The sequence below is a fragment of the Mycolicibacterium chubuense genome, assembly GCF_001044255.1.
Classification (GTDB): Bacteria; Actinomycetota; Actinomycetes; order Mycobacteriales; family Mycobacteriaceae; genus Mycobacterium; species Mycobacterium chubuense.
Window position 1 is genome coordinate 174,270 of the sequence record NZ_JYNX01000060.1, and the last position, 16,872, is coordinate 191,141.

18 protein-coding genes are annotated in these 16,872 nt (G+C 71.3%); 11 read left to right on the top strand and 7 right to left on the bottom strand.

Annotated features, from left to right (window positions below; genetic code table 11):
* The first annotated feature begins 12 nt into the window (after positions 1-12).
* Entirely contained in the window at positions 13-2,004 is a 1,992-nt protein-coding gene (malQ, locus tag MCHUDSM44219_RS21610) for a 4-alpha-glucanotransferase (protein ID WP_048420282.1), read from the top strand.
* Here the strand turns inward: malQ and MCHUDSM44219_RS21615 are convergent, their stop codons facing one another.
* Positions 2,005-2,958 carry a TIGR03557 family F420-dependent LLM class oxidoreductase gene (locus MCHUDSM44219_RS21615; protein WP_048420476.1) on the bottom strand — a complete coding sequence of 318 codons (954 nt, stop codon included), beginning with the start codon at positions 2,956-2,958 and terminating at the stop codon, positions 2,005-2,007.
* A 101-nt stretch (positions 2,959-3,059) separates the two neighbouring features.
* On the opposite strand from MCHUDSM44219_RS21615, the gene MCHUDSM44219_RS21620 reads away from it, so the two are divergent.
* Complete coding sequence (locus MCHUDSM44219_RS21620) at positions 3,060-3,629, top strand: DUF2231 domain-containing protein (protein WP_048420283.1); 570 nt, start codon at positions 3,060-3,062, stop codon at positions 3,627-3,629.
* A gap of 4 nt (positions 3,630-3,633) precedes the next feature.
* Here the strand turns inward: MCHUDSM44219_RS21620 and MCHUDSM44219_RS21625 are convergent, their stop codons facing one another.
* Entirely contained in the window at positions 3,634-5,379 is a 1,746-nt protein-coding gene (locus MCHUDSM44219_RS21625) for an MOSC and FAD-binding oxidoreductase domain-containing protein (protein WP_048420284.1), read from the bottom strand.
* Between the two features lie 301 nt (positions 5,380-5,680).
* Between MCHUDSM44219_RS21625 and MCHUDSM44219_RS21630 the strand changes: the two genes are divergently transcribed.
* The 7 genes from MCHUDSM44219_RS21630 (at position 5,681) to MCHUDSM44219_RS21660 (ending at position 10,515) form a co-directional block, all read left to right on the top strand.
* Positions 5,681-6,937: an oxygenase MpaB family protein gene (locus tag MCHUDSM44219_RS21630; RefSeq protein ID WP_048420285.1), complete on the top strand. Its 1,257-nt coding sequence runs from the start codon at positions 5,681-5,683 to the stop codon at positions 6,935-6,937.
* Between the two features lie 57 nt (positions 6,938-6,994).
* Positions 6,995-7,474, top strand: coding sequence for a DoxX family protein (locus MCHUDSM44219_RS21635; RefSeq protein ID WP_048420286.1), 480 nt, complete (start codon positions 6,995-6,997; stop codon positions 7,472-7,474).
* Positions 7,471-7,668, top strand: a complete 198-nt coding sequence (locus tag MCHUDSM44219_RS21640) for a hypothetical protein (RefSeq protein ID WP_048420287.1) — start codon at positions 7,471-7,473, stop codon at positions 7,666-7,668. Before MCHUDSM44219_RS21635 ends, MCHUDSM44219_RS21640 begins: the two co-directional genes overlap by 4 nt.
* 67 nt (positions 7,669-7,735) lie before the next feature.
* A complete protein-coding gene (locus tag MCHUDSM44219_RS21645; RefSeq protein WP_048420477.1) occupies positions 7,736-8,296 on the top strand; it encodes an RNA polymerase sigma factor in 561 nt (186 codons plus the stop codon).
* On the top strand, positions 8,293-8,988 hold the full coding sequence (locus MCHUDSM44219_RS21650) for a Rieske (2Fe-2S) protein (RefSeq protein ID WP_048420288.1): 696 nt from the start codon (positions 8,293-8,295) through the stop codon (positions 8,986-8,988). Before MCHUDSM44219_RS21645 ends, MCHUDSM44219_RS21650 begins: the two co-directional genes overlap by 4 nt.
* Before the next feature lie 42 nt (positions 8,989-9,030).
* On the top strand, positions 9,031-10,101 hold the full coding sequence (gene mgrA, locus MCHUDSM44219_RS21655) for an L-glyceraldehyde 3-phosphate reductase (RefSeq protein WP_048420289.1): 1,071 nt from the start codon (positions 9,031-9,033) through the stop codon (positions 10,099-10,101).
* A 3-nt stretch (positions 10,102-10,104) separates the two neighbouring features.
* Positions 10,105-10,515: a hypothetical protein gene (locus tag MCHUDSM44219_RS21660; protein ID WP_053081337.1), complete on the top strand. Its 411-nt coding sequence runs from the start codon at positions 10,105-10,107 to the stop codon at positions 10,513-10,515.
* A gap of 3 nt (positions 10,516-10,518) precedes the next feature.
* Here MCHUDSM44219_RS21660 and MCHUDSM44219_RS21665 read toward each other — a convergent pair whose 3' ends face one another.
* Positions 10,519-11,121: a TetR/AcrR family transcriptional regulator gene (locus tag MCHUDSM44219_RS21665; RefSeq protein ID WP_048420290.1), complete on the bottom strand. Its 603-nt coding sequence runs from the start codon at positions 11,119-11,121 to the stop codon at positions 10,519-10,521.
* A gap of 104 nt (positions 11,122-11,225) precedes the next feature.
* Between MCHUDSM44219_RS21665 and MCHUDSM44219_RS21670 the strand changes: the two genes are divergently transcribed.
* Entirely contained in the window at positions 11,226-12,251 is a 1,026-nt protein-coding gene (locus MCHUDSM44219_RS21670; RefSeq protein ID WP_082162318.1) for an NADP-dependent oxidoreductase, read from the top strand.
* On the opposite strand, the gene MCHUDSM44219_RS21675 is transcribed toward MCHUDSM44219_RS21670, so the two are convergent.
* Positions 12,234-13,421, bottom strand: a complete 1,188-nt coding sequence (locus MCHUDSM44219_RS21675; protein WP_048420292.1) for an FAD-dependent monooxygenase — start codon at positions 13,419-13,421, stop codon at positions 12,234-12,236. The two genes, MCHUDSM44219_RS21670 and MCHUDSM44219_RS21675, sit on opposite strands and share 18 nt — an antisense overlap.
* A gap of 287 nt (positions 13,422-13,708) precedes the next feature.
* On the opposite strand from MCHUDSM44219_RS21675, the gene MCHUDSM44219_RS21680 reads away from it, so the two are divergent.
* Entirely contained in the window at positions 13,709-14,230 is a 522-nt protein-coding gene (locus tag MCHUDSM44219_RS21680) for an STAS domain-containing protein (RefSeq protein WP_082162319.1), read from the top strand.
* On the opposite strand, the gene MCHUDSM44219_RS21685 is transcribed toward MCHUDSM44219_RS21680, so the two are convergent.
* The 3 genes from MCHUDSM44219_RS21685 to MCHUDSM44219_RS21695 form a co-directional block, all read right to left on the bottom strand.
* Positions 14,174-15,007, bottom strand: a complete 834-nt coding sequence (locus MCHUDSM44219_RS21685) for a nitroreductase family protein (RefSeq protein WP_236695542.1) — start codon at positions 15,005-15,007, stop codon at positions 14,174-14,176. The genes MCHUDSM44219_RS21680 and MCHUDSM44219_RS21685 overlap by 57 nt on opposite strands.
* 61 nt (positions 15,008-15,068) lie before the next feature.
* Entirely contained in the window at positions 15,069-15,842 is a 774-nt protein-coding gene (locus MCHUDSM44219_RS21690; protein WP_048420294.1) for a cyclase family protein, read from the bottom strand.
* Between the two features lie 19 nt (positions 15,843-15,861).
* Complete coding sequence (locus tag MCHUDSM44219_RS21695; protein WP_048420480.1) at positions 15,862-16,836, bottom strand: glycoside hydrolase family 6 protein; 975 nt, start codon at positions 16,834-16,836, stop codon at positions 15,862-15,864.
* Positions 16,837-16,872: the final 36 nt, after the last annotated feature.

Sequence of the window (16,872 nt, forward strand, 5' to 3'; positions counted from 1 at the left end):
TATAGCAGCGCGATGACTTCCTCCCCAGCGCCCGTGCCCGAGGATCTCCGGCGCCTGGCCGCGGCCCACGGGGTCGCGACGTCCTACCGCAACGAGCGCCGTGAGCCGGTGCACGTCGACGCCGACGTCGTCATCCGGGTGCTCGGTCTGCTGGAGGTCGAGGCCCGCTCCGAGGAGCAGCGCCGCGCTGAACTGTCCCGGCTCGAGGAGCGCAGCCGCGCCGGGGTGCTGCCGCCCACACTGGCGGTCCGGCTGACCGGGCAGCCGCGCCCGGTGCCCGGGGCGACGATGCTGATCGCCGAGGACGGCACCCGGACCGACGTGCGCGACGAGATCCCCGCCGACCTGGCGCCCGGTTGGTACCGGCTGCACACTGGCGACGGGCAGGAGGTCACCGTGGTGGCGGCTCCCCCGCAGGTGCCCACCGCGCCCGACACCTGGGGCTGGATGCTGCAGCTCTACGCGCTGCGCTCCGATCGGTCGTGGGGCATCGGTGACCTGGGTGACCTTCGCGAGTTCATGGACTGGACGGTCACCGAACACGGCTGCGGCGCAGTGCTTCTGAACCCGCTCCACGCCCCCGGCCCGACCCATCCGGTACAGCCGTCGCCCTACACCCCCTCGAGTAGGCGGTTCGCCAATCCGCTCGCGCTGCGCATCGAGGACCTCGAGGCCTACCGGCAGGCCGATCCGGCGACCCGCGAGGAGATCGATGCGCTGCGGGTGTCGGCGAGCACCCCGCGCATCGACCACGATCTGGTGTGGGCGGCGAAGCGCTCGGCGCTGGAGGTGCTCTGGCGCTCGGCGGGCCGGCCCGATCCGCTCGCTGACGCCGCGACCTCCGACGGTCTGCGCGACTGGGCCACCTACTGCGCGTTGGCCGAACGGCACGGCGGCCGGTGGAGCCGCTGGCCGGAAGCGCTGCGTGACGTCTCCGGTGCGGCCGTGGCGTCGGCCCGCCGGGAGTTGGCGCCGCGGTTGGCGTTCCACGCGTGGGTGCAGCAGCGCTGCGCCGAGCAACTCGCCGCGGTGCGGGACGCGGGCCGCACGTCCGGGATGGCGCTGGGCGTGCTGCACGATCTGGCGGTCGGCGTCGACGCCGACGGCGCGGACGCGTGGGCGCTGGCCGATGTGCTGGCCACCGGTGTCAGCATCGGCGCTCCGCCGGACAACTTCACTCCGCGCGGCCAGGATTGGGGGCTGCCGCCGTGGCGTCCGGACCGGTTGGCCGCCAACGGCTATGCCCCGCTGCAGGACATGCTGCGCGCGGTGCTGTCGCACGCCGACGGGCTGCGCATCGACCACGTCGCCGGGTTGTGGCGGCTGTGGTGGATTCCGCCGGGCGACGGCCCCGATCGCGGCACCTACGTGCACTACGACGCCGAGGCGATGCTGGCGGTGCTGGCGCTCGAAGCGCACCGCGCAGAGGCCACGGTGGTCGGTGAGGATCTGGGTACCGTCGAGCCCGAGGTGACTCAGGCGTTGGCGGACAACGGGATGCTGGGCTGCGCGGTGGCGTGGTTCACCCGGGACCTGGACGTTCCGGACGAGCCGTTGCTGCCGCCGGCCCGGTGGCCGGAGCGGGCCGCCGCGAGCATCTCCACCCACGACCTGCCGACCGCGGCCGGGTTCCTCCAGGGGGAGCACGTGCGGGCGCGCGCCGACCTCGGCCTGCTCGACGACGTCCCGGCCGAGCAGGCCAACGCCGACAAGGAACGCGCAGAGTGGTTTACGCTGTTGACCTCCGAGGGCCTGCTGGCCACCGACGAGCAGTCCGACGAGTCGGCGGTCATCCTCGCGATGCACCGCCTGCTGGCCCAGACGCCGAGCCGGCTCAAGCTCATCTCGCCCTACGACGTCATCGGCGAGACCCGCCAGCCGAACCTGCCGGGCACGGTCGACGAGTATCCCAACTGGCGGTTGCCGCTGCCCGAGACGCTCGAGCAGTTGCGCACCGATCCTCGCGTCGCCGCGATCACCGCGGCGTTCCGCAGGGCTCCGTAGTCAGCGCAGCTGCGGCAACACGTCGCGCTGGAAGGTGCTGAAGAACCCGTCCAGGTCCGGGCCGATCTGCTGCACGTAGATCTCGTCGACGTCGGCGTCGACGAACTCCCGGATCTGGGCGACGTGCGCGTCGACATCGGGTCCGCACGTCACCGACTCGGCCACCATGTCCCGCGGCACCAGAGACGAGGCCGCCTCGAAGTCGCGGGGCCGCGGCAGCGTCTGCGCGAGCTGGCCGGGTAGCGACTCGTTGGCCCACAGCCGGTGCGCGGCGTCGAGTCCGGCGTCCGCGTCGCGGTCCCAGCTCACCTTGGTGCCGGCCTGCACCGGCTTGTCGCCGCCCCCGCCCTCGCGGAAGGCCTTCACCAGCTCGGCGTCGGGCATCGTGGTGCAGAATCCGTCGCCGACCCGGCCGGCGAATTCTGCTGCCTGCGTTCCGAATCCGGACACGTAGATCGGAACGGGCTGCTGCGGGCGTGTGTAGATCCGCGCCTCCTGCACCTCGTAGTGCTCGCCGTGGTGGCTGATCTCTTCGCCCTTGTGCAGCAGGCGGATCACGTCGATGGCCTCCTCGAGCATCTCCAGGCGCACACCGACCGACGGCCACGGGTCGCCGAAGATGTGCTCGTTGAGCAGTTCACCGCTACCGACACCGAGCACGAACCGGCCGTCGAGTTGGACGGCGGCCGTGGCCGCGGCCTGGGCGATGATCGCGGGGTGGATCCGCATCGTCGGACACGTCACGGCCGTGCTCACCGGCAGCGAAGTCACCTGGGAGAGCGCGCCGATCACGCCCCAGACGAACGGACCCTGGCCCTGCGCGTCGTTCCACGGGTGAAAGTGGTCGGAGATCCACAGGGCCTCGAAGCCCGCGTCCTCCGCTCGTCTGGCCTGGTCGACCAGGCTCTGTGGGGTCCACTGCTCACTCGACAGGAAGTATCCGATCTTCGCCATGCCGGCGCGGTTACCCCGCGGCGGCACCTTCATACCTGGCCTGCCGGTCGCGTTCCGTCAGGCAGAGGATTGACGACGGCGGAACGGGGTAGAGCCCCCGCATGAACCTTCATCGCGCGCTCGCGGCTGTCGAGCGTTTCCGCGTCCTCGACGGCGTCGCGGCGACGGCCTCCCGGGTCGCCGGCACGGCGGTCGACCGTGCCCGGCTCGGCGGGGTCCTGCGCGGCTCCTGGCTGGGTCACCCGGTGCACCCGCTGCTGGTGACGGTGCCGATCGGGGCGTGGACCACGTCGGCGGTGTTCGACGTGGTGTTCAAGGATCCCGCCGCCGCTCGCCGGCTCGTGGGGATCGGGCTGTTGGCCACCCCGCCCACGGTGCTGGCCGGCTGGGCCGACTATGCGCTGCTGAACCGGCCGCAACAGCGGGTGGGTCTGGTGCATGCGGCCTCGAACGGCACAGCGGTGCTGCTGTTCGCCCTGTCCTACCGCGCCTACCGCCGTGAGCGCCTGCCGGCCGCGCGACGCTACTGCCTGCTCGGGCTGGCCGCGATGGGGGTGGGCGGCGCGCTGGGCGGCCACCTGTCCTATGCGCAGGGGGCCGGCGTGTTCCGGTGGCAGCCGGTGCGGGCGCTCACCGACCGCAGCCCCCGCGAATACCTGCACGCGGCCTGAGGATTCACAGGTCGAGCACGACTGGCTCGACCGGCTGCGCACAGCAGATCAGCACGTTGCCCTCGGCGGGCGGCTCCAGCGGTTCGGGGGCGTAGCGGACCGCGCCGGCCAGCAGCGCGGTCTCGCAGTTGTGGCACACCCCGGTGCGGCACGACCAGCGGGTGGGGACATCGCAGGCCTCGGCGAACTCGAGCAGGCTCGCGGCGGGCGGCCCCCACGGCGCCGTCATCCCGCTGCGGGCGAACTGCACCTCGGGTCCCGGCCCGGGTGGCCCGGCGGGCTGGTGCGGGGGCACCGTGTGGGCGGCGATACCCGGCGTGAGGGCGGGCCCGGCGCCGAAGATCTCGGTGTGCACCCGGGCGGCGTCCAGCCCGTGAGCGAGCAGCGCCGCCTCCATCTCGGTCATGAACACCTGCGGGCCGCACACGTAGGCGCTGGCGTCACGGGGTACGTCGAGGCCGTCCAACACCGCAGCCTCGAGCCGGCCGCGCTCGCTGTAGTCCACCCCGGACCGGTCGTCCGGCGCGGGCCGGCTGTACATCACGTGAAACCTGCTGCCCGGCAACTGCTTCAACAAATCTCGCGCCTCGGCGGCGAACGGGTGCTCCGTGCCGTCGCGCGCTCCGTGCAGCCACCACACCTGCCGGGTGGTCCCTGCGGCGGCGAGCACGTGCAGCATCGACAACACCGGCGTCACCCCGACGCCGGCGGAGACCAGGACGACGGGCGACTCGTCGACGGAGAGAAGGAACGTTCCCCGGGGCGCGGCGACGTCGAGGAGGTCGCCCGGGCGCAGCCGGGAATGGACGTATCCGCTGGCCGCGCCGTGGGGCTCCCGCTTGACGCTGATGCGGTATTCACCCCCACCGGGCGCATTGGACAGGGAGTAACTGCGGACCACGGCGGCCGATCCGTTCGAACCGGGGATGCGCAGCGTGATCGCCTGTCCGGCAATCCAATCGGGCAGCGGTGCGCCGCTCGGGTCGGCGAGCACCACGGACCGCACCGAGCGGCTCTCGTCGTGAACGTCGCGCACCGACAGCGCGCGGAACCCGGTCCACGCGGGCGGCGGGCCCGTGACAGCGAGCCCCGGATTGCCGGTCGTCTCGTTCTCGTCGGCCAGCGCACGCAACGACGTCTGCCAGCCCGGGCTCAGCGCGGGAATGCGCAGCGCGCGGTCGAGGGCGTCGCGCGGGTGGCCGGGAAGGTAGAGCAGCGCGTCGATCTCGGCGACCGTCATGCGTTCGGGGCCGTCGGCGACCTTCTCGATCTCCTGACCCGCTTCGAGCTCGCCCTCGGTGATGACCCGGCAGTAGAACCCGGGCCTGCGGTGCGCGACGAGCAGGGCGGCCATCCGTGGTTCCCCGATCCGCATTCCTGCGCGGTAGCAGGTGACCCGCGGCTGGGTCACCTCGAGAACCACGCCACCCACGCGGTACCGGTCACCGATGCACACCTCGTCGTCGGGCAGCCCCTCGACGGTGAGGTTCTCCCCGAGCAGGCCGGGCATCAGGTCGTCGCGGCCGAATTCGCGGGCCCAGTGCCGGTAGGAGTCGAGTTGGTAGACCAGCACCGCCCGGTTCTCGCCGCCGTGCCCGCCGAGGTCGCCCTGGCCGTCGCCGTCGACGTTGAGGCGCCGCACCATGCGGGGCCCGGCGACCGGTTCTTTCCACGCCCCGGTGTAGACGCTGCGGTTGTTCCAGGCGATGTCCCGGGGCATGCCGACGTTGACGGACACGAGGGTGGCCATCGCGCCATCCTCCCGTCCGTCGGGTTGCAGCGCAGCCGAAAGCGATTACCGCGACCGCCGCGCGGGTACCGGGAAGAAGAGCACGCGTTACAGACATACCGAGAACTGTCACGCGGCGACCGAAAGGACCGACATGACTTCCGCCGAATCAGCCGAACCCGACGATCAGGCCGACGATGTGCTGACGACCCCGGCCACCCCCGGCGCAGAAGCGCTGCCCACCACCGAGGACGACGCACCCGCGACCTGATCGCGCGGCGGTTCGCGCCCTGCGCGCGGTGCGCTGCGCTATGACAGAGCGATGGCAGACAGCCTCCGCCCACCCGGAGCCCCGACCGCGTTCCGCTATCCCGATGTCGGCCCGCGGCGGGCTCGGCTCCGTTCGGCGATCCGGCGGCTGACCGGGGTCGACCCGTTCCCGTCCGATGCCGTCGCCCGCGCCTTCATCGACGGTCTCACCGAGGGCGATCCGGTGGCCGAGCGATTCGTCGCGCAGACCTATCACGGCGCGATGGGCGCCCGCCGGGCCCGCGACCTTGTCGAGCGGGCCCAGCGCGACGGCATCGACAGCGTCCCCGACGCGCCGGAGTCGATGCGGGCGCTGTTCGAGGAGTTCGAGACGCTGCCCGACTGGGTGCAACCCGATCTGGTCGAGCGGGGCGCGGCGGTGTGGCGGCGCTGGGCCTACGCGCTGGGGGCGCTCGGCAACGCAGGCACCACCGACACCTACACCGAGGGCTGGCTCGCCGTCCCGCTGTCGCTGTCCGGCGGGTACGCCGGCCGGCGTGCCCTGCACCGCTACCTCGAGACGTCGCGCTGGTGGATCGAGGTGTGCCGTCCCGGCGCCATCCTGACGCCCGGTTCCCTGGGGCGCAGCATCTCCCTGCACGTGCGGATCATGCACGTCAGCGTCCGCGAGCGGGTCCGGCAGCATCCCGAGTGGGATGCGCAGCGCTGGGGGCTGCCGATCAGCCAGTCCGCGATGCTGCTGACCCTGCTCGGCGGCAGCGTCGCACCCGCGCTCGGGCTGTTCCTGCTCGGTCATGTGACCTCTCGGGCGGAGATGCGCGCGGTGCTGCACTTCAACCGGTACTGCGGTCATCTGGTCGGGGTGCGCTGCGAGGGCTACTTCCCCGAGACGGTCGCCGACGCATGGCGCATCCTGCTGATGGCGGACTCCGCGCGCAGCCACGACAGCGGCTCCGACGGAGCCGAACTCGTCGAATCCTTCGTCCCCGCCTTCGCGCCCACCCCCGCACACCGCGGCCTCGGCCGGCTGCGGGCCGAATACCACTACCGGGTGCAGGCGGGCTACCTCGGGCTGTACATGCTGCCGTGGAATCGCCGCCGCTACCGGTTGCCGTCGGCGGCGCCCGGAATCGCGTTGCTGGCTTTGCGGTTTCCGGTGGTCACCGCGCTGGAGATCGGCCGGCGGGTGTCGCCGCGGCTGGACCGGCGCTGGCAGCGGACGAACCTCGAGCGCTGGGAGCGCTGGCTGCGCTGGCAGTCGGCGGGGAAGACGGCCGAGTTCGAGGCGGCAGCGCCGTTGCGTCGCTGATGTAACCCGCCCGCCTACTTCTTGACGAGACCACTCGCCGAGAAAGGCAGCCCGCCCATGTCCGTCCTGTCCACCCGTGCCCTACCCCTCGACCAGTTGACCGCCACCCGGGCATCGGGGGCGGTGGTGCTGATCCGCCTGTACGTCGGCCTGATCTTCGCCGGCGAGGGGGTGCTGAAGTTCCTCCGTCCCGACACGCTGGGACCCGGCCGCTTCGCGAAGTCGGGGATCCCGTCGGCGACGTTCCTCGCCTACGGCGATGGGACATTCGAGATCATCTGCGGGGCAATGATTCTCGCCGGGATCCTGGTTCGGCTGGCGGTCCTCCCGATGATCGTGGACATGATCGGCGCCCTGACCATCACCAAGATGCCGCTGCTGTGGCACGGCGCGCCGCTGTATCCGACCGAGGGCGGCTTCTGGGATTTCTTCCACGAGGGACGTCTGGAGATCGCCATGCTGTGCGGCAGCATCTTCCTGCTGATCGTCGGCGCCGGGGGCGTCTCGCTGGACCACCGTCTGGGGCGCCGGTCATGACGCTCCCCACCTTCGGCGCCCTCCTGGCCGCCTGCGCCTGTGCCGCCCTGGTGTCGGCACCCCCGTCGGTCGCCGACACCAGTCCGTTGGTCCCCTACGGCACCAGCCCACAGGTGCAGATACCCGTCGCCGTGCACTCCTGCAACGACGACGAGATCGACACCACCGCCGGCTCGATCGACCTCCCCTTCTGACCGTGCATCCACAGCGAATCGGCAGCCTGATTCGACGACGCCCGTCATGACCGCAGGACACAATGAGATGCCCGGGTCCCGCGATGCGCAGACGCCACCCTGGCGCGGGAGGCTCCGGCCGGTGACCGAGACGTCGTATCCGAACTGGGACGCGGTGTACCGCGACAACGTCACGTGGGTGTACCGCCTGATGTACGCGAAAGTCGGCAACAAGCCGGACGCCGAGGACCTCACCGCCGAGGTGTTCATGACGGCGCTGCGCCCGATGCGGGTGTCGGCGACCGTGCCCGAGGTGCGTACGTATCTGCGCAGGACGGCGCGGACCGTGCTGGCGTCCTACTGGCGGCACCGGATGGGCCGGGAGGTGACGACGATCAGCGACGATGTGGACGACATGCCCGAGGCGCCCGAGCGCGAGGTCGCCGACGCCGCCGCTCCCGGCCGGGTGCGCGGACTGCTGGACGCTCTGCCCGACAACTACCGGCGCATCCTGGAGCTACGGTTCCTGCACGCGATGAGCATCCGGGACGCAGCGGGGCAGATGGGGATCAGCGTGGCCAACGCGAAGGTGTTGCAGCACCGGGCTTTACGCATGGCCGCCCAGAAAGATGCGGAGGGCACGCCATGAGTGACCGGACGGTGCGCGAGTTCGTCGAGGATCTGCTGCGGGGCCGGGCCACCCGGCCGGCGCGTCCCGACGAGTTCGAGGCCGCGCAGATGGCGGCGGCGATCGAGCTGCGTGCCGCCCGCACCGGCAGCGACGCCCCCAGTGAGGACTTCGTCGCCGACCTCCATCGCCGACTGGCCGCGGAGACGGCCGGCGAACATCCGCCCGCCGCACGGGTCTCGGGTACCCGTCGGCAGGTGGTCGTGGGCACCGGTGTCGCCGCCGCTTCGGCAGTGGCCGGCATCGTCGTCGGCCGCAACCTGCTGGCGTCCAAAACCCGCGTGCCGCAGGCGGAGCCGGCCCCGCAGGGGACGCTGGAACCCAACGGCGGCACCTGGCGGGCGGTGGGCGCGGCCGCCGACCTGCGCGCGGGCGGCGCCCTGGCCTTCGACCTCGGCTCGGTGAGCGGATTCGTGCACCGCCGCGACGGCGCGCTGCAGGCGGTCTCGGGGGTCTGCACCCACCAAGGGTGCAAGCTGTGGCTCGACGCGCCGGACGGGCGGCTTCGCTGTCCCTGCCATTCGACGTCGTTCTCGCTGACCGGGCAGACGCTGACGCATCAACTGCCCGTCGCTCCCCCGCCGTTGCCACGGATCGAGGTGCGTGAGAACAACGGCGTGATCGAGGTTCTCGCCCCCACCGAGCCCGCATGATGCCCGAGAGGTCCCCGTTGCGGGCGCGCCTACGATGAGGTGATGGCCGAGCAATTCGCAGTCGCCGACGTCCCTTTCACCCACGACCCCTGGGTCGCGTCACCCCAGCGCTACACGGAGATGCCGTACCGCAGGGTGGGCTCCTCGGGGCTTCTACTGCCGGCCGTCTCGCTGGGTCTCTGGTACAACTTCGGCGACAACCGGCCGTTCGACACCCAGCGGGAGGTGTTGCGGCACGCGTTCGACCGTGGCATCACCCACTTCGACCTGGCGAACAACTACGGCCCGCCGTACGGCTCGGCGGAGGAGAACTTCGGCCGGATGCTGCGCCGCGACTTCAAGCCGTACCGCAACGAGCTGATCATCTCGACCAAGGCCGGCTGGGACATGTGGCCCGGTCCGTACGGTCAGCTCGGCGGTCGCACCTACGTGCTGAACAGTCTCGACGAGTCCCTCGACCGGCTCGGGCTCGACTACGTCGACATCTTCTACTCCCACCGCATCGACCCGAACACTCCGCTCGAGGAGACGATCGGCGCGCTGGACACGGCGGTGCGCTCCGGCAAGGCCCGCTACGTCGGGATCTCGTCGTACTCCCCCGCGAAGACCGCCGAAGCCGCGGCGATCGCCCGCCGGCTCGGCACCCCGCTGGTGATCCATCAGCCGTCGTACTCGTTGCTCAACCGTTGGATCGAAGACGAGTTGACCGGCAAGCTCACCGAGGCCGGCATGGGGGCGATCGCGTTCACCGCGCTGGCGCAGGGGTTGCTCACCGACCGCTACCTGAAGCAGCCGGCGGGCGGCGTGGAGCGGGCGACGGCCCGGCCGACGTTCGACGACGATCAGGTGACCGATGACGTGGTGGAGCGCCTGCGCGGCCTCGCCGGTATCGCCGACCGCCGTGGCCAGTCTCTGGCCCAGCTGGCGCTGGCGTGGGTGCTGCGGGACCCGACGGTCGCCTCGACGCTGATCGGCGCCTCCAGCGTGGCCCAGCTCGACGAGAACCTCGGCGCGCTGAAGAACCTGGAGTTCAGTCCCGACGAGCTCGAGGAGATCGACCGCTACGCCGTGGATTCCGGTATCGACCTGTGGCGCGAGAGCTCCGACGTCTGAGCCGTGGTCACCCCGGAGACGCTGGGCGCGTGGGTGATCAAGTGCAATCCGCGCCGCACGCCGGTCGACGCCATGCGCGCGGCCGGGCGCGCCCGGCCGCAGTGGTGCGTGGCCGGCAACTACCGCTCGCGGTTGATGCGCGCCGATCAGCGGGTGCTGCTGTGGGTGACCACGCACCGCGACCGTGGGATCTGGGGCTGCGGCCGGCTGCTCGGTGAGCCGGTCGAGGAGGACGGTCGGCTGCACGTGCCGGTCGACATCCCGCTGCTGCGCCGGCCCGTGACGGCCGCCGAACTGGCCCGTCTGCCGGGCCTGCGGTCGATGGAGGTGTTCCGCGCGCCGCAGCAGGCGAACCCGTCCTGGGTGAGCCGGGCGGAGTGGTCGCTCATCGACGCGGTGCTGTCGTCGCAGTGAACCTCACATCAGTCCGGCGCGGGCGGCGATCAGCGCGATGTCCGCGGCGCGCTCGATCAGCGAGTCGTCGATGGGGTCGCCGGTGGTGACCAGCCGGTAGAACAGCGGGGCGCGGAACGTCGAGAGCAGTTCTCCCGCATCGCAATCGGCGGGCAGCTCGGCGCGTTCGATCGCCCGGGCCACCACCGGCCGGGCGCGCGCGGCCTGGTGGTCGAAGTAGCGGCGGGTCGCCTCGCCGAGGCGCTCGGAGCGCAGCCCGGCGGTCAGCACCATCGCCGCCACCTGCCGGCCCACCCCGCCGTTGAGCAGGTCCGCGAGATCCCGGCCGAGGGCCAGCAGGTCGGTCTCGATGCTTCCGGTGTCGGGAACCGGAACCGCTTCCACCGACCATTCGGTGAGGGCGTCGACCAGCAGGTCGTCCAGGGTCGCCCAGCGCCGGTAGACGGTCGTCTTGTTCACGCCGGCCCGCGCGGCGATCGCCTCCATGCCGAGCGCGGGGTAACCCGTCTCGGTCAGTTCGTCGACCGCGGCCTCGAGGATCGCCCGGCGGACCCTGGCGCTGCGCCCGCCGGTGCGCACACCGTGGTTGACCTGCCGGTTCGTCACGTCGGCTGCCTCGCCGGAATGGTGTGCCGGGTTCTCGCGTTGCGCACCTCATGAGCTTAAAGCAACACTCCGGTGCGTTAAGCAACCGACACGAGAGGACGCCGATGCCGACGACGATGAAGGCCATCCGGGTGCACCGGTTCGGAGGTCCCGAGGTGCTGCGCTACGAGACGGTGCCGATGCCCGAGCTCGCCCCCGGCGAGGTCCTGATCCGCGTGCACGCCGTCGGCGTGAACCCACCCGACTGGTACCTGCGCGACGGCTACGCCCGCCAGGAGTTGCCGCCCGACATGCGGCCGGTGATCACGCTGCCCGCGATCCCCGGTTCCGATGTGTCGGGCGTCGTCGCGGCCGTCGCACCCGACATCGCCGACACAGCCGACATCGCCGTCGGGGACGAGGTGTTCGGCATGATCCGCTTCCCGTCGTTCGGGGACAGCGCCGCCTACGCCGAGTACGTCGCGGCCCCCGTGACGGATCTCGCGCGCAAGCCGGCCGGCATCGACCACCTGCACGCCGCGGCGGCGCCGATGTCCGGCCTGACCGCCTGGCAGTTCCTGCTCGAGCTGGGTCATGAGACACCCAATCCCCTTCAGCCGCAAGCACATCGACCGGTTCCACTGGCCGGTGCGACGGTGTTGGTCAACGGGGCGGCCGGCGGTGTCGGCCACCTCGCGGTGCAGCTGGCGAAGGCCCGCGGTGCGCACGTCATCGCGGTGGCCTCCGGCCGCCACACCGATTTCCTGCGCGAACTGGGTGCCGACGAGGTCATCGACTACACCGAGCGCACTCCCGAGGACGCCGTGGCCGGCCTCGATCTCGTCCTCGACACCGTCGGCGGACCGGCCACCGGCCGATTCCTGCGTAGCCTGCGGCGCGGCGGGGCGCTGTTCCCGGTGTTCCCCGGGTTCTCCGACACCGCGGAGGCGGCCGCACGCGGTGTCACGGTGTCGATGACCCAGGTCCGCTCCAACGGCGCGCAGCTCGCCGAACTGGGCCGGGCGCTCGACGACGGCACGGTCAGGATCGCCCTCGACAGCACGTTCGGCCTCGCCGAGGCGCGTGCCGCCCACGAACGGGCCGAGCAGGGACATCTGCGCGGCAAGATCGCGCTATCGGTCCTCGGGTAGGGCCAGCTCGTCGCCTCCGATGCCGGCCACGCCCGTCAACGCGCTGACCGCGCGGCCCAGCGGACCCGAGGCGAGCCGCGCACCGGCGTGCACGACGCGGATTCCGGTGCGGGAGCGCGGGTTCGCGAGCCGGAGCACCTCGGCACGGACGGTGGGGGCGGTCTTGACGAACGGCTGCATGGCGGTCTGGTACCGCGTCAGCGCGGCGGCCGGGTCGGGTCCGGCGGCCAGCTCACCGGCCAGCAGGTAGGCGCCGATCAGCGCGAGGCTGGTGCCCGCGCCGCCGAAGGTGGCGTTGCAGAACGCGCTGTCCCCGAGCAGCCCGATGCGGCCTCTGCTCCAGGACGACGGGTGCACCTGGCCGACGGCCGAGAAGTACATCGGCGCGCCGTTGTCGAGTTCGTCGAGGATGCGCGGGGCCGCGCCGCCGACGTCGGCGAAGGTGGCGCGCAGCAGGGTGATCTGGTCCTGCTGGCCGAGGTCCTCGAGGCCGCGCACGTCGGACAGGAAGGACAGGATGGCCCGGGTGGTGCCGACGTTGTCGGGCCGCAGGTGCACCCCGCGTGACTTGGTCACGTGCTGCCAGTTCCACCAGCGGTCGTCGGTGTCGCGGCGCGGCAGCGTGACGTAGGCGAAATACATGCCGAGGTTGTGCACCTCGGCGGAGCTGACGAACCGGCGCGAGCGCGAGCGCAGCCCCTCGGCGATGACGAGCAGGTCGGCGTCGATCGCGGTGCCGTCGTCCAGCGCGGCGGTGACGTGGTCGCCGTGGTCGGTGACATCGGCCAGTTGGGTGCCGAACCGGTAGTCGGTGCGGTCGGCGGTGCGCTCGACGAGGATGCGGGACAGCTCGCCGCGCAGGATCTCCAGTTCCGCGGTCGGTCCGTCGGGCCGCCCCGATCGCGCCACCGGGAACGACGCGGCGGGTGTTCCGTCGGCGGTGACGAACCGGGTGCCGATCTCCCCGGTGGTGGCGGCGCGCACCTCGCCGTCGATGCCCATGCGACAGATGACCTCACGGGCCGCGCCACGGATGTCGACGTTCTGCCCCTCGTCGCGTCGCTGGGGGTATCGCTCGAGCACGGTGGTGCGCCAGCCGCGCGCGGTGAGTTGGTGAGCGAGAGCGGGTCCGGCGACGCCGGCACCCGAGATGACCGCATGGAAGGGCACGTGTCATTGTGCCTGAGGCCTTCGGACAACGAAATCCGTAGCACATCGAAACGAATTGGCCTCGGCGTCAATTGCGCAGCTGCAGGGCGCCACAGACAACTCCCAGCTCGCAACGGGATTGGCGATAATCGCCCCAGACCTTCCGCTCAAACGAAATCCGTATTATCTTGACATTGGTTGAGCTTCCAGCCCACGGGACGTGCTGTGATCAGCACCTGCATGACCGAGTGGCCGACCAGCATCCACGTCCGGTGTTCACGAGTTCAACTGATCCCCGAGGTTGACACATGACCGCCGTCGAGAAGCAACACAGCTTTTCGTTCCCCAGAATCCCCCGCGACGACGAATTACGTTGCGGCAAAGCCACATTCGCGTCTCGGTACTGTTCGGCGACCCGCGTGGCCGTCGCCGTCGTCGGCGAGATCGACGCGCTCAACGGCCGCGAGTTCGGCCGGTACGTGGAGCGCCACACCCGAGTGTCGAAGCAATTGGTCCTCGACCTGCGCGCTGTCGATTTCTTCGGAACGGCCGGGTTCACCGCGCTGTATTACATCAGCGTGCACTGCGCGCGCAGCGACGTCGATTGGGTCATCGTCGGTCGCCGCCCGGTCCGGCAGCTGCTGTCGGTCTGCGATCCGGATTCCGAACTGCCGTTGGTCGACGACCTGTCCGCGGGGCTGGCGCGGCTGGACCGCCTGGCACACGGGGTGCAGCACGTCATCTGGACCGCGCAGGCCGGATGGCACCGGCCGTCACCGGCCGAGCGGGCCCCACGTCGTCGTCTCGGCGAGCGAACGCCGAACCGCTGAGGGCAGTGTGGCGGCGCCGGCGGCCGGCGGACCGATGCGGATCAGGATCTGCGGGTGGGCGCGGCCGTCGAAGATCTCGCACGCCAGCGCGAGCCGGTCCCGCGTGGAACGCAGCGGTTCGGTGAGCGGGCACGACGCCAGGCCCAGCGCGGTGGCCGAGAGCAGCAGGTGGCTCGCGGCCTCCCCCGCCCGCAGCCGCGCCAGATCGTCCTCACCGTCGGTGGCCAGCACCACGAGCATCCCGTCGTCGTCGCGGTGCGCACCGTCGGCTTCCCGGCCGTACTGCAGCTGCACCTGGCCGTCCTCGATCCGGCGCCAGCGGTCCTGAGGCACCACGTTCAACTGCACCCCGAAGCGCGCGGCGCGGAACAGCATCAGCTCGACCGTGGTCGGCGGCAGCACCGAGCCGCCGTATCCGCGGCGGTCCGACCGTCGTCGCGGGATCACGTCGACCAGTTCGCGGGACGCCGGACGGGGCGACGATTCGATCACCTCGAAGGACGCGAGGCGGCCCGCGCGATCGGGGAAACGGCGGATGCGGGCATCCCAGCCGGCCGCGGACAGCGCCAGCGCACAGTGGTCGAGCACCGCGCCGCAGGCGAGCAACACGTCGCACCGGTCGAACGGGCTGTCCCCGAGGCTGCGGTCCCAGTCGGCGTCGAGGTGCAGCCCGGCGGCGTCCACATGCCATCGCCACGGCTGCGAGTTCTGGGCCGACGGCGCCCACGCCGCAGCCTCCAGTACCGCCTCCAGCGTCGCGGTGTCGGGTCCGCTCACCAACGCGCTCACCTTCCGTATCGAACAGTTCGACCAAAAACTCTACGCGGCGAGCGGCGGTCTACGCGTCGATGATCGCGACGGCTCTGGTCCAGCCCGCTGATGCGGCGTCGACCTTGACCGGGAAACAGCACACGGTGAAGCCGGTGGACGGCAGGGCCTCGAGGTTGTGCAGCTTCTCCAGGTGGCAGTACCCGATGTCGCGGCCGGCCTTGTGGCCCTCCCAGATGATGGAGGCGTCGTGGGTGCGCGCGTAGCGCTGCGCGGTGAGGGAAAACGGCGCGTCCCAGCTCCAGGCGTCGGTCCCGGTGAGCCGGACGCCCTGCTCGAGCAGGTGCAGCGTGGCCGCCCGGCCCATTCCGCAGCCGCGGTCGACGTAGTCGTCGTGGCCGTAGCGGGTACCGGCGCTGGTGTTGACCACGACGATCTCCAGCGGCGAGAGGGTGTGGCCGATGCGGCGCAGTTCGGCGTCGACGTCGTCGGGGGTCACCACGTATCCGTCGTCGAGATGCCGGAAGTCGAGCTTGACCGCCGGCTGGAAACACCAGTCCAGGGGCACCTCATCGATGGTGATGGCCTGCTCGCCGTGGTTCATGGTCGACGCGAAGTGGTACGGCGCGTCGAGGTGGGTGCCGCTGTGGGTGGTCATCGACACCCGCTCGATCGCCCACCCCTCGCCGTCGGGGAGGTCCTCCTCCCGGGCGCCGGGGAAGAAGGACAGCACGTCGGCGACGGTGTCGCGGTGCGTCAGGTACTCGATCTGCGGCCGCAGCCCGGGCGGATCCGACGCGATGCCGGCCTTGAGCGGCACCGAGATGTCGATCAGCGTGCGCATCGCCCGGTGCCCGGCTGGATCACCAGCCCGCGTTGCGGGCCAGGTCGATCGCGTACTGGTTGACGAAGGTGCCTGCTCCGGGTTCCCCGCGACCGCACGAGCCGTCGGATTCACCGGGCCGCTTGATCCACAGGAAGGCGTCGACCTGCGGGTTGCCCGTGTTCGCGGTGGGGGCGACGCCGAGCGCGCGGCCGTCGGGATTGCACCAGTACAGCGGGTCGCCCTCGACGGGTCCGGCGCCGTTGCGGGAGGTGTCGATGACGAACGGCTTGCCGCCCGTCATGCCGGAGATCGCGTTGCCGTAGCCGATCTCCTCGTCGGTCGTGAAGAAGTTCGCGGTGTTGAGGCTGAAGCCGCGGGCCTTGGCGACGCCGACCTGGTTGAGCCGGTTGGCCATCTCGTCGGCGCTGACCCAGCGCGAATGACCGGCGTCGACGTACACCGCGGTGGCCGGATTGCGGGTCAGCGTGTCCACCGCGTACGAGATCAGGTCGAAGCGCTCCTGGCGCTGATCACCGGACAGGCAGTCGGCCATGGCGAGCGCGTCGGGTTCCAGGATGACCGTCGCCGGGCCCGAGCCGATGGCGCCCGCGACGCCGTCGATCCAGCTGCGGTAGGCGCCCGCGGAGCCGAACCCGCCCGCGGCGAAGCTGCCGCAGTCGCGGTGCGGGATGCCGTAGAGCGCCAGGATCGGCATGGTGCCCGCGGCCTGCGCCGTGGCGATGTACTTGGCGTCGACCGCGGGTGTGGAGAGCTGATCCATCCAGTACGCGGTCGGTGTGTTGACCACCCGGTCGAGCGTTGGATTGCCTGCGCCGCGTGCGGCACGCATGCCCTTGGAGTCGGGATTGACGTAGAAGGGCAGTCCGGCCAGCGGGTTGCCGTCGGCGGCCAACCGGATCGCCGGCTGCGGTGTCGACACCAGGCCGGCGACCGCGAGGAAGGCCATGAGCGGAACGGTCCAGCGCGCGATGGCGCGGGCAGCGCGGGAGATCACCCCGAGAAACATAGTGCGGGTCGCCGACCTCGC

What these genes read in the sequence shown, in the direction of transcription:
- malQ (WP_048420282.1), top strand. Translation starts at nt 13, where the DNA reads ATGACTTCCTCCCCAGCGCCCGTGCCCGAGGATCTCCGGCGCCTGGCC.
- MCHUDSM44219_RS21615 (WP_048420476.1), bottom strand. Translation starts at nt 2,958, where the DNA reads ATGGCGAAGATCGGATACTTCCTGTCGAGTGAGCAGTGGACCCCACAG.
- MCHUDSM44219_RS21620 (WP_048420283.1), top strand. Translation starts at nt 3,060, where the DNA reads ATGAACCTTCATCGCGCGCTCGCGGCTGTCGAGCGTTTCCGCGTCCTC.
- MCHUDSM44219_RS21625 (WP_048420284.1), bottom strand. Translation starts at nt 5,379, where the DNA reads ATGGCCACCCTCGTGTCCGTCAACGTCGGCATGCCCCGGGACATCGCC.
- MCHUDSM44219_RS21630 (WP_048420285.1), top strand. Translation starts at nt 5,681, where the DNA reads ATGGCAGACAGCCTCCGCCCACCCGGAGCCCCGACCGCGTTCCGCTAT.
- MCHUDSM44219_RS21635 (WP_048420286.1), top strand. Translation starts at nt 6,995, where the DNA reads ATGTCCGTCCTGTCCACCCGTGCCCTACCCCTCGACCAGTTGACCGCC.
- MCHUDSM44219_RS21640 (WP_048420287.1), top strand. Translation starts at nt 7,471, where the DNA reads ATGACGCTCCCCACCTTCGGCGCCCTCCTGGCCGCCTGCGCCTGTGCC.
- MCHUDSM44219_RS21645 (WP_048420477.1), top strand. Translation starts at nt 7,736, where the DNA reads ATGCCCGGGTCCCGCGATGCGCAGACGCCACCCTGGCGCGGGAGGCTC.
- MCHUDSM44219_RS21650 (WP_048420288.1), top strand. Translation starts at nt 8,293, where the DNA reads ATGAGTGACCGGACGGTGCGCGAGTTCGTCGAGGATCTGCTGCGGGGC.
- mgrA (WP_048420289.1), top strand. Translation starts at nt 9,031, where the DNA reads ATGGCCGAGCAATTCGCAGTCGCCGACGTCCCTTTCACCCACGACCCC.
- MCHUDSM44219_RS21670 (WP_082162318.1), top strand. Translation starts at nt 11,226, where the DNA reads ATGCCGACGACGATGAAGGCCATCCGGGTGCACCGGTTCGGAGGTCCC.
- MCHUDSM44219_RS21680 (WP_082162319.1), top strand. Translation starts at nt 13,709, where the DNA reads ATGACCGCCGTCGAGAAGCAACACAGCTTTTCGTTCCCCAGAATCCCC.
- MCHUDSM44219_RS21690 (WP_048420294.1), bottom strand. Translation starts at nt 15,842, where the DNA reads ATGCGCACGCTGATCGACATCTCGGTGCCGCTCAAGGCCGGCATCGCG.